The organism is Clostridium saccharoperbutylacetonicum N1-4(HMT), from assembly GCF_000340885.1.
Lineage (GTDB): Bacteria > Bacillota > Clostridia > Clostridiales > Clostridiaceae > Clostridium > Clostridium saccharoperbutylacetonicum.
In genome coordinates, this window is sequence record NC_020291.1 from 77,979 (window position 1) to 94,767 (window position 16,789).

The following is a 16,789-nucleotide window of genomic DNA, read 5'->3' on the forward strand; positions in this document are numbered from 1 at the left end:
GAGTTTTGATAAAAGAAGTAATAGTTGTTGAGGGTAGAGACGATGTCGATGCCGTAAAGAAAGCCATAGATGCGGAAATAATAGCCGTTGGGGGCTTTGGAATAAATGCAAAGGTAATAGCACGAATACAGGAAGCTCAAAAGAGAAAAGGTGTAATTGTATTAACTGATCCAGATTTTGCAGGTGAAAAGATAAGAAGAATAATATCTAAAAGAGTTAAGGGAATAAAGCATGCTTATATTTCAAAGGAAGACGGATTAAAGAATGGAGATATCGGAGTAGAAAATGCAAATCCTGAAGTTATTTTAAGAGCACTTGAAATGGCTAAAATAACTCAAGAAGAAAAACATGAATTTTTTACTATGCAGGATATGTTTTATTTCAAGCTTACAGGAGATAATACATCAAAGATTAGGAGAAATATGCTTGGTAAAATATTAGGTATAGGTTATGGGAATGCAGCACAAATGGTTTCTAGGTTAAATAATTACGGAATAACTAAAGAAGAATTTACTAATGCTATAGAAGAAATAGAAAAACAATTGGAAGTAGGTAATAAATAAATGGATTTGAAAGATATAAAAACACAAGAGTTAGTTAAGAAATATAATTTTAAGTTTTCAAAAAGCCTTGGTCAAAATTTTTTAGTTGATGATTCAGTGCTTAATGACATTGTAAGTGGTGCAGAAGTAAATGATGAAGATTTTATAATAGAAATTGGACCAGGAGTTGGAACACTGACTGCACAACTTTTAATGAAAGCTAAAAAAGTGACTTCTATTGAATTGGATAATGACCTAATTCCTATATTGCAACAGGAATTAGGAGATCATAAGAATTTTGATTTAGTACATAAAGATGCACTTAAAGTAGATTTTAACGAACTTATAGGTGATGAGAAGAGTGTAAAATTGGTGGCAAATCTTCCGTATTATGTTACAACTCCTATAATTGTTAAACTTCTTAAGGAAGGATATAATTTCAAATCCTTAACTATTATGATTCAAAAAGAGGTTGCTGAGAGGATTAATGCCGAACCAAATACTAAGGAGTATGGATCATTATCTGTTTTAGTGCAATATTATTGTGATACTAAAATACTTAGAAAGGTACCTCCAACATGTTTTATTCCAAGGCCAAAGGTAGAATCTATAGTAATAAGGTTAGACAAGTTAGATGAACCAAGAGTAAAAGCTAAAAGTATTGCTTTGATGTTTGAACTTGTAAGAGCTGGTTTTAATATGAGACGAAAAACCTTATGGAATGCAGCAAAATCACTTAAAGTTAATGTAGACGCATTAGAAAAGGCATTTGAAAAATCAGGAATAGACCCTAAGCGAAGAGCAGAGACATTAACATTAGAAGAATTTGCATTATTATCAGATTGTATTTTTGAATTTAGGAACTAAATTATAAATATTTTTTAGCAGTGTATGAAACTATGAAAAAATACAAGTTAAATCATAATTGTATTTTCTCCACATATAATATATGGAATAAATATATGTGGAGGGAAAGTAGGGTTGGCACATAATAAGTTGTATAGAAATTTTATAATATTACAAGAAGATGAAAGAGGATATTCTCACTCAAGTGATAAAACTTTATCTGGATATGCTAAGATTGAAGCAAAAGGGGATAAATGTAAAATATCATTTTATGCTCAGAATCTCAGGCCAGAAGATGATTATTCTATGGTACTTATCTGTTCCAAAAGAGATTTGAAACAATTAATTGATATTGGGCCTTTAGCAATAAACAATGTTGGAAAGGCTGATACTAGTAGAGAATATTATGTTAATAACATAGCTGGACTTGGAATATCATATGAAAAAATATCAGGAGCAGCAGTTTGTAAGACAAAAGACAATGAAAGTGAATTCATAATGCATGGATTTATGAATGGGGAAGATTCTTCAGAGAATTGGAGAAAATATAAAATTGTTAAAGTTGATTCTAGAAATGATATTAATAAATTAAATTTAGAAGCTAAGAAAAAAGAGTTCTTTAGTTCAAGCACAGCTAATAACTCAGAAAAATCCAATGATATGGAAATTAAAACATCTAATGTAAATAGCTCCAAAACTGAATTAGGCGAAAACAAAAAAGCTGAAAATAATTTTAAGATTAAAGAGAACATAGAATTAGGAAATTTAAGCACTAATAGTTTTAAAATGGAGGATAAGCAAAATAGAATCCCAGAAAAATCTCCTAATGCAGCGGAAAACATAGAGTCTTTTGATGATGATAGATGTAAAGGCAAAGAAGAGAAAGGATCTCATAAATGTCATAAGTGTGATAAACATGATGATGTTGAAAATGAGAAGGAAGATTTAGAAGACATTATAAGCAAATTAGCTAAAAACTTGGATGAAGATAATGGAATAATAGATATAAACATAGATTATCATATGCATGAGGATGTTATAGTATATGGTTTTATAAAGGATAAGAAACACGGATGTAAGTGGAAAAAATTCAAATTAGAAAAGAAATGTAAAGACAACAATAAAGATTTTAGTAACTATTATTGTAGTGCAAAAAGAGTTGAGGAGAATTTTCAATTAGATAGATTAAATCAAGGTTATAATGATGACAGGTCAGATTTAATAGATTTTGATAAGTATGAGAAAAGCATTCAACCAACAAATACAAATTATTCCAACCAAGGAGCAATGACTCAACCAATTGCAGAAATGGCAAAGTTTAATAAAACTCCTACGGAATCAGGTCAATGTGGAGTAGCTACAAACCAATCAATGGGAGGAACAGGTCAGAAAACTATAGAGAATTCAATGACAAACAATATGGAGAAAACAAATGTAGGGATGCAAAACATTGATTTAACTGAGAGTGGGCCAGCAAAATTAACTAAGCACGAACAAGAAAAACCAGTTGAAGGATTTAATTTAGTTGGAACTATAGGAAAGTTCTTTGAAAAACTTGCAGAAGACTTTAGACCTCATGATGCAAATTTAAGTGATATAAATTATTGTAAATGGTATAAAGTAAATGTTAATAGTATTGATGATTTAGCGGATGAATCAAACTATAATAAATACACTTTAGCATTATACCCAATGTTAAATTATTACCCTTACATTAGTAAAATGGGTCATTTCCTATTAGGGTATAAATGTAATAACATTGGAGAATTGAAGTATATAATATATGCTATTCCGGGAAGTAAAGCGAAAAATGATCAGCCATATGGTGGTAGGACTGGCTTTGTAACATGGACTAATGATAATAAAAATGATTTGGGATATTGGTTAATGTTTTATGACTTTAAAAATTCGTCAATTGTCATCCCAACAAGATAGAGCTAAATCATTATGAATAAAAGGCAATTAATAGTTATATCGATATTATTATCATTAATGTTGATATTAGTCATGATACAAGGGGTATTTAAGGAAAACTTTGAGCAGATAGCTCTTATAAGTCAAGGTATAAGTGAATTTAAAGAATATACTTTTGATGAGAATAAGTACAATATATTTCTACCAAGTGAGTGGATTGTAGAGGAAAAAGAAAGTAAGGGTAAATATGTTAGTTCCACATTAAATTTTAAAGGTAAGGATAATAAGATAAAAGGTCTATTGCAAGTAATAAACACTAAAGAAGATGTAAATGTATTTGCAGAAAATGATTTGAATAATCAGTATTTAGAGTACTATAATTCAGAATTAGTACCTTTTAAGAATTCTAATAGTTCAGGAGTATTAGTTAAATATGAGACAAGCATAAAGGGTGGATATGAGTATAAGAATAAATGTTATTATTTAAATGTTGGAGAAGGGAAGATAATAAAAGTATCATTTAATCTTATAGGAAAGGATTATGAAGAAAATATGAATACTATAGTTAATGCTATTATTTCTAGCATTAAAGTAGTTTGAAGTATAAAAATTAATTTTTTGGTTTAAGCTTTAAAGTATTTCAATTTAAGTGTGAATTGTAAGCTTTAATATAGTAGTTTTATGTATGATAAATAAGATTTGCCAATAAACATGATAAGTATTATAATCTAAGTATCAAGGAGAGGCGAAAATAGCTTCTCCTTGATACTTATTTATGTTTGGAGGGAAGTAATGAGGATAATATTATTTGAGATATTTGGAATACAAATAAAGAGCTACGGATTAATGATTGCAATTGGTATTATAGTTGCAGCAGCTTTATTTATAAATAAGGGAAAAAAGAAGGGCTTTAATGAAGATCATTTATTAAATTTAATAATTTTTGCAGTTATAGGTGGAATAATTGGAGGTAAAGGATTATTTATAATAACAGAAATTGCTGATATTATAAAAGACCCTAAAGTATTATTGGATTTTGGATATGGTTTTGTAATTTATGGCGCAATAGGTGGTGGCGCACTAGCTATATATTTATATTGCAGAAAGAAGAGTTGGGATATAATTGAAATGCTAGATATGACGGTTCCAGGGCTTGCAATTGCACAAGGATTTGGAAGAATTGGATGCTTTTTGGCAGGGTGCTGCTATGGAGCTGAGACTACACTGCCAATAGGAGTTGAATTTCCAGAAGGATCACTTGCTCCTGCAGGAGTACATTTACATCCTACACAAATATATTCATCCATCTTTGATTTTGCAATGGGATTATTTCTTTTATATTATAGTAAGAAGACAAAACAACGTGGTAAAACAATGGGTATGTATTTAATAATATACAGCATAGGAAGATTTATAGTGGAATTTTTAAGAAATGATCCTAGAGGAAATGTGGGTATTTTATCTACATCACAATTTATTGCAATATTTACTTTAGTATTTGGGATTATTGTTTTTTATAACAGCAGAATTTTTAAAGGAGCGAAAAAAAGCATTGAAGAAAAATAAATTTTCAATTATGATGTTAGCTATGTTACTGAGTATAAGTGTAATGCTTTCAGGGTGCAATGTTATTAATGATTTGCAAGTTAAAATGAATTTAAAAAATAATGAATTTGAGTATATAAAGCAAAATAAAGTTGATAAAATCATAATACAGAGCGTTAGAGATAGTGGATTTAGATTTGTGGTTAGAGATGACAAGGCAATAGGTGATATTTATAACATTTTATCAAAAGGTAGTAAAGTTTCGCAAAAGAGTTCTTATGATCCAGATTACGTTTTTGAAGTGTATACTGGCACTGATGTAAAAAAATACAACTATGTAGTTGGAGATAATGGACATGATATTGGAAATTTCTATGACGACAATACAGAATTTTCAGTTCCTAAAAATTTAGAGAATACTATAATGCAAAATCTTTCATTTATAAGGAAACCAAGAGAGTTTAATTATATATATTATGAAGCAATTTTAAAAGTTATCGAGAGCAAAAAGGATTCCTTATCTAATGGAAATAAAGTTGGAGTGGATATACAGTCTGATACAGATTGCTTAAAATATATATTTTCTGTAGATTTAGAGGAGTTTAAGAAAAAGTTAGCTAAGACATTACCTAATGTTAGTTTAGTAAACGGTGACCAGAATTTTGATACAATAATTAAAGTAAAAAATAGAGGATATAATACTACAACTTTCAAAACATTAATAACAGTAGAAAATAGTAAGGATAAGTCTACTGAAAACTATTATGTAGTTGCAGAATATGATTATAAAGATTGGAATATTAAGGTGAGTGAACCTAATAAGGTACCTCAGAATTGGTAGGGAGGAATAGATGTAATGAGTTGTGAAGATTGTAAAAGTAAAGATACATGTCAAACAAAGGAAACAGGATGTAAAGAAGAGAATCCAAAATTAATGCCTAGATATGGGAAGATTAAAAATATTATAGGAATTATAAGTGGAAAAGGTGGAGTTGGAAAATCAACTGTTACTGGAATTATAGCAACTATGTTAGCAAAGAAGGGTTATAAAGTAGGCGTATTAGATGCAGATATAACAGGACCATCTATGCCAAGATTTTTTGGAGTTAATGATAAAAGGGCAACCATAATTCCTTTAGAAAATGATATGGTGAAATTTGAACCAGTTGAAACGGATAGTGAAATAAAAGTAATTTCAATGAACCTTCTAACTGCTGTAGAAGATGAACCTGTAATTTGGAGAGGACCTGTAATTACTGGAGTATTAAAGCAAATGTTTGTAGAAACTAATTGGGGAGAACTTGATTATTTACTTATTGATATGCCACCGGGAACAGGAGATATTGCATTAACTGTAATGCAAGAGCTGCCAATAGACGAAATAGTGGTAGTTTCTACACCTCAAGATATGGTATCTATGATTGTTAAGAAAGTTGTTATAATGGCACAAAAAATAGGTATTAAGATTAAAGGTGTAGTAGAAAATATGGCCTATATAAATTGCCCAGATTGTGATAAAAAGATAAGAGTATTTAGTAAAAAATCTTCAGAAGAAAATGCTGACTATTTAGGAATTCCTTTAATTGGAGAACTACCAATTAATATTGAACTTACAGAAGCATTAGAAAGTGGGAAAGCTGAGGAATATGTAAGAGAAAATTCATTATATTCATTAATATTTGAAGGATTATATTAGAAATATAGTGGTTTTATAATTGAAAATTATATAATTATATTAATACATAACTTAATATTTCTTAGGAAATAATAAGTTATGTAATTTTATATTGAGGAGATGAATTAAATTATGAAACCAAAGGTAGATAAAGATACGTGTATAGCATGTGGGTTATGTCCGTCTATATGTCCAGAATGCTTTGATATGGAGGATGATGGAAAAGCAGGGGCTATAGTGGATGAAGTACCATCAGACGCTGAGGATTCAGCTAAGGAAGCTGAAGAAAGCTGTCCAGTAAATGCAATTGAAGTAGAAGAATAGAATTATATGTATAAATAAGTTTGTGCATATAAATAAAAATAGGATTGATTATTGTTAATACAAAATCAATCCTATTTTATTAAAAGCTTAATTAGTTATGGCATTTGTTGAAGAGGCATGTACTATCCTTTCCATAGGAAGTACAGCAAAAATTACTAAGCATATGATAGCTTCTATTCCAACCATAGGACCATTAACTATTACTGAATATACAACTGGAGACATTCCGTCAGGAGCATATGACCCAAAGAATGCCACACCTGAAATGAAATGACATATGAACCGAACAAAGGCTGCTATACCTACTCCGAGTAATTTCTTGTTTTTAAAGAATCCAACAACACCTAGTGCTGTAAAAGGTAATGGATAATCAAATAATACTTGTATTGGACTTAAGATATATGGATCTAAGATTAATGTTATTATGCCATATAGGAAACCAGTTAGGAAACCTATTTCTGGACCATACATAAGAGCTATAAGCATAATTGGAACCATACTACCTAATGTAATACTTCCGCCTTGTGGAAAGTGATATATTCTAAGCATTTTTAATACAGTTGCCAATGCTAAGGCTATACCAATACGAGCAATTAATTGTGGAGTGAATTGAATTTTTTTTGCTTTGACTAATACCACAAGTAACAATATACATCCTATTAGTGTAGCAATTGACATTGGACTTGCAGCTATATCCTGAATATTTTGTGGAAATTTTTGGATTAGTTCGGAAAATTGTACAGACCAATCATTAAAAATTGACATAAAAAAAACCTCCTTTATTGTGCTTGGAGATTATGAACCAAATAAATATCAATATATTTTTATAAGGTTGCATTCCCTACGCTAGAATTAACTAGATCAGGTTTTAAGGGTTTATGAATATCAAATCTCAGCACGATGGCTCCCCTAGCACATTATCATATACAGTTTATACCAATAATTATAAATAGTCAATTATGCTATAATTATTTAATCTACTATTTTTATTATAATCAATAGCATGATTTATAGCAGTTTCACTTATATGTACATAATTATGAGGAATGGAATTGAGGCGTAAAGAACTTAAGGGAACAATACTTATATCATCATTGCTATTAATAATAGTAACATCTTTATAAGTTGAATCTAATATAAAATTTTTCATATAAAAATAATTTCCTTTCATATTTATATAGATTATTACGATAATATTATTTACTAATTAGTAAATAAGTATTCAAGGAAAAGTCTTTTGAAAAAATAATTTATTGTATAAACTTACAGAATAAATTTAATGAAAAGTATTATACTATTTATGAACGTAGTAAAATAGAGTGAATATAAAATTTCTTAATTAGTCAAATACTTAAAAATCACAAAAAATAGGAAAAATAAAAGATAATCGGATGTAAATCACGATAATTAAATTCTAAAGCCTAAAAAATAAAAAAATAGTAGCATTGCTAATGAATACCTAATACAGTATAATAATACGGTAGTTAAATACTATATATTGTGTGTGGAGGGAATAAAAATGCTATATGTTGTGAAAAGGGATGGGAGAGAAGTTAAATTTAATTCGGATAAGATAGCTCAAGCGATCAAAGGATCAGCTAGTGAAATCGGTTTATTATTAAAGGAAAGTCAAGTGTTAGACACTGTACATAAAGTAATAAAATATATTGAAGTTGAGTCAGAATACAAAAGAACTGTTACGGTAGAGCAAATACAAAATCTTGTAGAAAAAGCTCTGAAGGATGAAGGTCACAAAGATATAGCAATTGCTTATTCATCATATAGAAGTGAAAGAACTAAGGTTAGAGAAATAAAATCAGATCTAATGAGAGCAATAAGGCAAATTGGAGTTGAGACTGATAGAGATAATGCTAATGTTGGGAATAATTTTAGTTCAAAATTATTAAGAATAGCATCTGAATCTAACAAGTGGAATACCTTAGCAACAATGCCTAAGAATTTAGCAAAGGCTCACGAAACAGGAGATTTGTATTACCATGATTTAGATAGCTATAATTTAACTGTAAATTGTCTTCATATTCCAACTAGAGAAATTTTAGAAAATGGATTCAATACAGGATATGGAACAATTAATGCTCCTAAAAGAATAGAGACAGCTGCTGAATTGTCATGTATATTATTGCAATCCACTCAAAATGATATGTTTGGAGGACAATCGCATCCAGACTTTGATAATGATATGGGGATATTTGTAGATCCTACTAGAGATGAAATAAGAAAAGAATTAGAAGAATTAGAAATACCAGAGGAAAAGATAGAGGCCTTACTTGAAGGCAAGGTAAGAAAAAAAATACATCAAGCTATGCAAGGTGTTGTTTATAATCTTAATACAATGCACTCAAGAGCTGGTTCACAGGTTCCTTTTAGTTCAATTAATATTGGATTACCAACTAGTAAGGATGCTGCGCTAGTGTGTGAAATATTTCTTTTAGAATATGAAAAAGGATTAGGAAAAGGAGAACAACCTATTTTCCCAAACATAATCTTCAGAGTTAAGTCTGGCGTTAATAGGGAAGAGAGTGATCCTTATTTCCACTTATTTAAGTTAGCTTGTAGAGTAGCTGCAAAGAGAATGAATCCGACATTTATGAACATTGATGCAGACTTTAATAAAGAGTATTATGATAAAGGATATGTTCCAGCTACAATGGGATGTAGAACTTATCTAATGAAGAATGTCAATGGTGAACCAGGTTGTAAAGGAAGAGGCAATATAGCACCTACAACATTGAACTTACCAAGAATAGGACTACAAGCTAAAGGTGATATAGATAAATTTTTTGAAATATTAGATTCAAGACTAGAATTAGCAAAAGACTCATTGATGAATAGATATGAAGTTCTTAAAAAACTAAGAGTGAAAGATTTACCTTTTGTTGCAGGTCAAGGTCTTATGAAGGGGGCAGAAGGATTAACTCCTGATGACTCTATAGAACCTATTTTAAAGCAAGGAACTTGGGGAATTGGATTTATTGGTTTAGCAGAAACATTGACAGGATTGGTAGGAAAACATCATGGTGAAGATGAAGAAGCTCGAGAGTTAGGTGTAAAAATCATTGAGCATATAAGAGAATATTGTGATAAGCTTTCAGAAGAATATAAATTAAATTGGAGTTGTTATGCAACTCCAGCAGAAGGGCTTTCAGGTAAATTTATAAAACAAGACCAAAAGATCTTTGGAAAAATACAAGGGGTAACTGATAAGGACTATTACACAAATAGTTATCATGTTCCAGTAGGATATTCAATATCAATTAAGGACAAAATTAATATTGAAGCACCATACCATAAACTTTGTAATGGTGGTCACATAAGTTATCTTGAAGTAGATGATACGCCAGATGCTGAAACAGTAATGAATATAATAAATTATGCATATAAAAATACTAATATCAGCTATGTTGGAATCAATTTTCATATAAGATATTGTAAGGAATGTGGAACTTATCTTCATAATAATGAAAATAACTGTACAAATTGTGGAAGTCAAGACATACAAGGAGTATCTAGAGTTACAGGATATTTAAGTTTAGATGAAAGATTTGGACCAGGAAAATACCATGAAAGAAAAGATAGAATATCTCATGCAGGAGATCATAAGCATAATTATTAGAATGTAAAATTATTTATTATTGAATAATTTAGTGTTAATGAGTAAATAAGTTTTAAAATAGGAATCTCAATTTAATAAGCTATGTTAGAGCATATATTTAAATTTAAATGAAATTTAGAATTATGCTTTAGCATAGCTTTTTTATTCTTTGGGAATTTTATAATGCAGTAAAATCTGTGGATAATATATGAATAAGGCTATTTAAATGAGTTGTGTATAAGAAAAGAATAAAAAACAAATCATATTCGCCTGCATAAAATGTTCTCATATGCAGCATAGCTGCCATTTCTAATGTGCAGATTTTTCTCACATACGTTCGAAAAGGCAGATGCGCACCTATAAAAAGAGTGCGAAGCACAATACGGAACTTAATATTAAAAATCTCCGGCTCCACAGTCGCCTGCGATTTTTTTGTAAGTTTAAATATATGACAGATAAAGATTATATTGTAATTAACCATGGAGTAATTTGGTATAAATACATAATGAAATGATTAAAATTACTATAAGAGTAAATGATTGAAAAATTTAATGTATTGCAATATTTGAAAAAAAACTTGCAATAATAAGTGAAAATAACCTTGTAATTGTAAAAAAAATAAAATTACTTGAAGGAGTTGTGAAACTATATTGCAAAAAATAGAAAAAAACAGTGTACCAATTTACTAAAGTATGATATTATAAATATACATGAAAAATGTTAATTTATTAGAAAAAGAATAAGCTATAAGTAAATTATTTAAACGGGGGGATTGCAATGGCACTTATTAATTTAAACCAAAATACAAAAGTTACTGTTGTAGATACTACTCTTAGAGATGGAGAGCAGACAGCAGGGGTAGTATTTGCAAACACAGAAAAAGTAACTATAGCACAGATGCTAAGTGATTTGGGGGTTGACCAATTAGAAGTAGGAATTCCTACAATGGGTGGAGATGAAAAGGCAGCAATTAAGGAAATTGTAAAAAGAAATTTAAAATCGAGCATAATGGCTTGGAATAGGGCAGTAATTGGTGATATAGAGCAATCAATAGACTGTGGAGTTGATGCAGTTGCTATATCAATATCAGTATCAGATATACACATTCAGCACAAACTTAAAACTTCAAGAGAATGGGTATTGGACAATATGGTTAAATCAGTAGAATTTGCTAAGAAAAATGGTTTGTATGTGTCTGTTAATGGGGAAGATGCATCAAGAGCAGATAAGGGGTTCTTAGTGGAATTCATTAATGCAGCTAAACAGGCTGGAGCTAATAGATTTAGATATTGCGATACTGTAGGAATTAAAGAACCATTTGGAATTAAAGATGATATACAATATTTATACAATAAAACAGGCTTTGACATAGAAATGCATACACATAATGACTTTGGAATGGCAACTGCCAATGCAGTAGCAGGTATTAAAGGTGGTGCAACTCATGTTGGAGTAACTGTAAATGGCCTTGGAGAAAGAGCAGGAAATGCAGCATTAGAAGAGGTTATAATGTCGTTAATGCTTGTTTATGGATATAAAGGTGATGGAATAGATACAAAAATGTTCCGCGAAGTATCTGAATATGTATCAAGGGCATCAGGAAGAGAGCTTCCAATATGGAAAGCAATTGTTGGTACAAATATGTTTGCTCATGAATCAGGGATTCATGCAGATGGAGCAATTAAAGATCCTAAGAATTATGAAGCTTTTGATCCAGCGATAGTTGGTCTTGAAAGACAAATTGTTATAGGAAAGCACTCTGGAAGAGCAGCGGTTGTAAATAAATTTAAAGAATATAATACTGAGCTTAATAATGATGAAGCTAAAGGTATATTAGAGCTTGTAAGAGAAACTTCAGTAAGGTTAAAGAGATCTTTATTTGATAAAGAAGTAGTTCAATTATACAAGGAATATCATAGAAAATTAGAAGAAAATAAGCAATAGAAATAGGGGGAATATAAAATGGGAGATAATTTAGTTTATAAGATTTTAAAGAGCCATATTGTTGAGGGGGAGTTGAAAGCAGGAGAGCCAATTGCATTAAAAATTGATAAGACTTTAACTCAAGATTCAACTGGAACTATGGCGTATCTTCAATTAGAAGCAATGGGAATAGACAGAGTAAAAACTAAAAAGTCAGTAGCATTTATAGATCATAATATGTTACAACAAGGGTTTGAAAATGCAGATGATCATAAGTTTATTCAAACAGTAGCATCTAAGTATGGAGTATATTTTTCAAAGCCAGGTAATGGAATTTGCCATCAAATTTTCTTAGAAAGATTTGCAACACCAGGAGATACTTTAATAGGTTCAGATAGCCATACACCAACGGCAGGAGGTGTTGGTATGCTTGCTATGGGTGCAGGCGGGTTAGATGTTGCTCTTGCTATGGGCGGAGGAGCATACAATATTAATACTCCAAAGGTAGTTAAAATTGAGCTTACTGGAAAGCTAAATAAAATGGTAGCAGCAAAAGATGTTATATTAGAAGTTTTAAGATTGTTGACTGTAAAAGGTGGAGTAGGAAAAGTATTTGAATACGCAGGAGAAGGTGTAAAAACACTTTCTGTTCCAGAAAGAGCAACTATAACAAATATGGGAGCAGAACTTGGAGCTACAACTTCAATATTCCCGAGTGATGAAAGAACATTAGAATTCTTTAAAGCACAAGGAAGAGAAGAAGATTTTATAGAGTTTAAGCCAGATGCAGATGCTATATATGATGAGGCAGTAACAATTAATTTAAGTGAACTAACTCCGCTTACAGCTAAACCACATAGCCCAGATAATGTAGCTAAGGTTAGTGAAGTAGGAAAGATTAAAGTTGACCAAGTATTCATAGGAAGCTGTACAAACTCTTCATATGAAGATTTAATGAAAGTGGCTAAGATATTGAAAGGTAATAAAGTGCATCCAGATGTAAGTTTAGTTATTGGGCCGGGATCTAGACAAGTTATGGAAATGATAGCTAGAAATGGAGCATTAGCAGATATAATAAGTGCAGGTGCAAGAATACTAGAAAATGGATGTGGACCATGTATTGGTATGGGACAATCGCCTGGAACTGATGGAATTTCACTTAGAACAGTAAATAGAAATTTCTATGGAAGAAGTGGAACTTTGTCTGGGCAAATATATATAGTAAGTCCTGAAACAGCGGCAGTATCAGCAATCAGTGGTGTCTTAACTAATCCAACAGAAATAGATGTGGATTTAACAATAGATATGCCAAAGGAATTCTTGATAGATGACTCAATGATTTTAGCACCAGCACCTACTAATGCTGAGGTTGAAGTTGTTAGAGGACCAAATATTAAGCCATTCCCAGTAAGCAAACCATTAGCTGAAGGATTAGATGGAAAAGTATTAATAAAGGTTGAAGATAATATTACAACAGATCATATTATGCCTTCAAACTCAAAATTATTGCCATTTAGATCAAATATACCTTATCTTGCAGAATATTGTTTTAATACTGTAGATACAGAATTCCCTAAGAGAGCTAAAGAATATAATGGTGGGTTTATAATAGCAGGTGGAAACTATGGACAAGGTTCAAGTAGAGAGCATGCAGCGTTAGCACCACTATATTTAGGAGTTAAAGCTGTTATAGCTAAATCATTTGCAAGAATTCATAAAGCAAATTTAATTAACAATGGAATAATTCCAATGGAATTTAAAAATGAAGCTGATTATGATGGAATTGATTTAACAGATGATTTGAAGATGGAAGATATTAAGGGCGCTTTAGTATCAGGTGTAGTTAAAGTTAAGAACTTAACTAAAGGAACTGAATTTGAAGCAACAGTTGATTTAACAGAAAAAGAAATTGCTGTAGTTAAAGAAGGCGGAAGGCTTAATTACGTAAAAGCAAATAACTAATATTTAGAAAAAGCACAAGAGTTCAATAATTGAATTTTGAATTCTTGTGTTTTTATTTAGACAAAATTAATTTTGTAAATGCTATTGACAAAAATAAACAATAGTTTTAGAATTACTTTAAATTAAAAAAATAAAGCTTTGAAGAGAAAGAGTAAAGTTAATAGCGTTTTACAGAGAGTTCCCGGAAGGTGAGAGGGGCAAAACAAGTTGATTTGAATACATCTCTGAGCAGCACTCCGAAAGATAACAACCAGTAGGCAGATGTCGTATTCGCACACGTTATAGTGCTAGGGTATAACCAAGATATAATTATATTGGCGTACCTGAAGAGGTTATTATTGTGAGATAATGATAAATTAAGGTGGTAACACGTAAGTAATGCTTTCGTCCTTTTATTAAGGCTGAGAGTTTTTTTGTCGTTCTTTTTACCAGTGATGAGATAATAAAAAATCATTTTATTTTAATTAAATAATTGTTAGGCGCCAATAATTATTTAATTAATTTACTAATAATAACTTGAAAATATAATCATGAATTATGGAGGAATTAAAATATGATGAATATAGATGAACAAATTAAGATAATAATGAAAGGAGCAGATGAAATAATAGGATTAGATTTTCTAAAGGATAAATTGATGAAAGCTAATGCGAATAAACAGCCTTTAATTGTTAAACTTGGATTAGATCCAAGTGCACCAGATATACATTTAGGTCATACAGTTGTGCTTAGAAAGATGAAGCAAATTCAAGATTTAGGGCATAAGGTAGTTATTATAATAGGTGATTTTACTGGGAAAATAGGAGACCCTACAGGTAAGGCAAAAGGAAGAAAAGCACTTACAACAGAGCAAGTTTTAGAGAATGCAAAAACTTATGAGGAACAAATATTTAAAGTTCTAGATAGAGATAAGACAGAGGTAAGATTTAATAGTGAGTGGCTCTCAAAATTATCTTTTGAAGAAACAATTAAATTGGCATCAACAATGACTGTAGCAAGAATGCTTGAAAGAGAAGAATTTAAAAAGAGATTTGATAATCAAATTCCAATATCAGTGCATGAATTTTTTTATCCGTTAATGCAAGGATATGACTCGGTTTCAATACATGCAGACATAGAACTTGGAGGAACTGACCAAAGGTTTAATGTATTAATGGGGAGAATGCTCCAAAAGGAATATGGGCAAGAACCTCAAACTACAATATTTATGCCACTCCTTGAAGGTATTGATGGAAAAGAAAAAATGAGTAAAAGTCTTGGAAATTATATTGGGATAGATGAAAAAGCAGAAGCTATGTATGAAAAAGCAATGATGATACCTGATGAATTAATAATAAAATATTTTAACTTGGTAACTGATATTTATCCAGATGAAATTCAGAAATTAAAAAATAATTTGGATAATAATAATATTAATCCAAGAGATGTAAAAATGAAACTAGCAAAAGAAATTGTGAAATTATATCATGGTGAGGATAAAGCAGAAAAAGCTGAGGAGAGATTCAAAAGTATATTTCAAAAAGGCCAGATACCTAAAGATATAGAAACGGTTATTGCTTCAAAAGAAAATTTTGATTTAGCTGAGATATTAGTGTCAAACAATATTGTAAAAAGCAAAAATGAAGTTAGGAGATTGGCAGCTCAAGGTGGAATTAAAATAAATAATAATACAGTTTATAGTATAATAAATGTTACAATAGATGAAGAGATGATTATACAAGTAGGTAAGAGAAAATTCATAAAAATTAAATTCAAATAATAAGTTTATGTTAGCATTCTGGGTAAAACTTATAGAGAAATAAAATTAATAATACTATATAATATTATTATAATGAAGCAATTAGAAAGAGGATGTTATTATGGAAAAGACTATAAGATTATCTGGAATAGCTTATGAGAGTTTAGTAAATGGACCAGGTATGAGAAGAGTATTTTTTGCTCAAGGCTGCACACATAACTGTAAAGGATGTTTTAATCCAGATACTCATGATTTTAGTGGTGGAGAAGAACGAGAGGTGGATTTTTTAATAAAGGATACATTAGATAATCCAATGCTAAGTGGAGTTACATTTAGTGGAGGAGATCCTTGGGAGCAGGCAGATAAGTTTGCAGATATGGCCAAGGCTTTTAGAAAGAAAGGCTTAAATATTTGGTGTTATACAGGTTATACTTATGAATACATTTTAGAAAATAAAGATAAACGTTTTGGATGGAATGATTTATTAAATAATATTGATGTTCTTGTTGATGGAAAGTTTGAAGAAGATAAGCAATTAGATGGACTTAAATTTAGAGGGTCAACTAATCAAAGAATAATAGATGTTGCGGAAAGTTTAAAAAACGATACTATAATAATTAAAGAGTATTAGACAAATAGTACATAACCTAATAATTTTTAAATGCTAAGTAATATAAAGTTTATAAGTATATATTACTAATTTTGGG

General features: G+C 30.3%; 15 protein-coding genes, 1 riboswitch and 1 other annotated feature. Of the genes, 13 read left to right on the forward strand and 2 right to left on the reverse strand.

Annotated elements, in window-relative coordinates; genetic code table 11:
* The first annotated feature begins 5 nt into the window (after nt 1-5).
* From rnmV to CSPA_RS00375, 8 genes are all read left to right on the forward strand, one after another.
* Nucleotides 6-563, forward strand: coding sequence for a ribonuclease M5 (gene rnmV / locus CSPA_RS00340; protein WP_015390240.1), 558 nt, complete (start codon nt 6-8; stop codon nt 561-563).
* Nucleotides 564-1,409: a 16S rRNA (adenine(1518)-N(6)/adenine(1519)-N(6))-dimethyltransferase RsmA gene (rsmA, locus tag CSPA_RS00345; RefSeq protein WP_015390241.1), complete on the forward strand. Its 846-nt coding sequence runs from the start codon at nt 564-566 to the stop codon at nt 1,407-1,409.
* 114 nt (nt 1,410-1,523) lie between these two features.
* Nucleotides 1,524-3,323 carry a hypothetical protein gene (locus CSPA_RS00350; RefSeq protein ID WP_015390242.1) on the forward strand — a complete coding sequence of 600 codons (1,800 nt, stop codon included), beginning with the start codon at nt 1,524-1,526 and terminating at the stop codon, nt 3,321-3,323.
* A gap of 12 nt (nt 3,324-3,335) precedes the next feature.
* Entirely contained in the window at nt 3,336-3,902 is a 567-nt protein-coding gene (locus CSPA_RS00355; protein ID WP_015390243.1) for a hypothetical protein, read from the forward strand.
* Nucleotides 3,903-4,094: 192 nt separating this feature from the next.
* Nucleotides 4,095-4,868, forward strand: coding sequence for a prolipoprotein diacylglyceryl transferase (locus CSPA_RS00360; RefSeq protein ID WP_015390244.1), 774 nt, complete (start codon nt 4,095-4,097; stop codon nt 4,866-4,868).
* Nucleotides 4,855-5,688, forward strand: a complete 834-nt coding sequence (locus CSPA_RS00365; RefSeq protein WP_015390245.1) for a YhfM domain-containing protein — start codon at nt 4,855-4,857, stop codon at nt 5,686-5,688. Before CSPA_RS00360 ends, CSPA_RS00365 begins: the two co-directional genes overlap by 14 nt.
* Nucleotides 5,689-5,703: 15 nt before the next feature.
* A complete protein-coding gene (locus tag CSPA_RS00370) occupies nt 5,704-6,543 on the forward strand; it encodes an Mrp/NBP35 family ATP-binding protein (RefSeq protein ID WP_015390246.1) in 840 nt (279 codons plus the stop codon).
* A 111-nt stretch (nt 6,544-6,654) separates the two neighbouring features.
* A complete protein-coding gene (locus CSPA_RS00375) occupies nt 6,655-6,846 on the forward strand; it encodes a ferredoxin (RefSeq protein ID WP_015390247.1) in 192 nt (63 codons plus the stop codon).
* 87 nt (nt 6,847-6,933) lie between these two features.
* On the opposite strand, the gene thiT is transcribed toward CSPA_RS00375, so the two are convergent.
* Complete coding sequence (gene thiT / locus CSPA_RS00380) at nt 6,934-7,611, reverse strand: energy-coupled thiamine transporter ThiT (protein ID WP_015390248.1); 678 nt, start codon at nt 7,609-7,611, stop codon at nt 6,934-6,936.
* Between the two features lie 55 nt (nt 7,612-7,666).
* Nucleotides 7,667-7,767: riboswitch (TPP riboswitch) on the reverse strand.
* A 22-nt stretch (nt 7,768-7,789) separates the two neighbouring features.
* Nucleotides 7,790-7,996 carry a hypothetical protein gene (locus tag CSPA_RS00385; protein WP_015390249.1) on the reverse strand — a complete coding sequence of 69 codons (207 nt, stop codon included), beginning with the start codon at nt 7,994-7,996 and terminating at the stop codon, nt 7,790-7,792.
* Nucleotides 7,997-8,365: 369 nt separating this feature from the next.
* Here CSPA_RS00385 and CSPA_RS00390 point away from each other — a divergent pair, with 369 nt between their 5' ends.
* The 5 genes from CSPA_RS00390 to nrdG all read left to right on the forward strand — a co-directional run bounded on the left by CSPA_RS00390 (nt 8,366) and on the right by nrdG (nt 16,713).
* The gene (locus CSPA_RS00390; RefSeq protein WP_015390250.1) at nt 8,366-10,480 is read left to right on the forward strand and encodes an anaerobic ribonucleoside triphosphate reductase; all 2,115 of its coding nucleotides are present in this window, start codon (nt 8,366-8,368) and stop codon (nt 10,478-10,480) included.
* Nucleotides 10,481-11,236: 756 nt separating this feature from the next.
* Complete coding sequence (nifV, locus tag CSPA_RS00395) at nt 11,237-12,403, forward strand: homocitrate synthase (RefSeq protein ID WP_015390251.1); 1,167 nt, start codon at nt 11,237-11,239, stop codon at nt 12,401-12,403.
* An 18-nt stretch (nt 12,404-12,421) separates the two neighbouring features.
* The gene (locus CSPA_RS00400; protein WP_015390252.1) at nt 12,422-14,344 is read left to right on the forward strand and encodes an aconitate hydratase; all 1,923 of its coding nucleotides are present in this window, start codon (nt 12,422-12,424) and stop codon (nt 14,342-14,344) included.
* A 129-nt stretch (nt 14,345-14,473) separates the two neighbouring features.
* Nucleotides 14,474-14,739 (forward strand) — a binding site (T-box leader).
* Between the two features lie 158 nt (nt 14,740-14,897).
* Entirely contained in the window at nt 14,898-16,103 is a 1,206-nt protein-coding gene (gene tyrS, locus CSPA_RS00405) for a tyrosine--tRNA ligase (protein ID WP_015390253.1), read from the forward strand.
* Nucleotides 16,104-16,203: 100 nt separating this feature from the next.
* Nucleotides 16,204-16,713 (forward strand): anaerobic ribonucleoside-triphosphate reductase activating protein, encoded by a 510-nt coding sequence (gene nrdG / locus CSPA_RS00410; RefSeq protein ID WP_015390254.1) that lies wholly within the window; start codon nt 16,204-16,206, stop codon nt 16,711-16,713.
* Nucleotides 16,714-16,789: the final 76 nt, after the last annotated feature.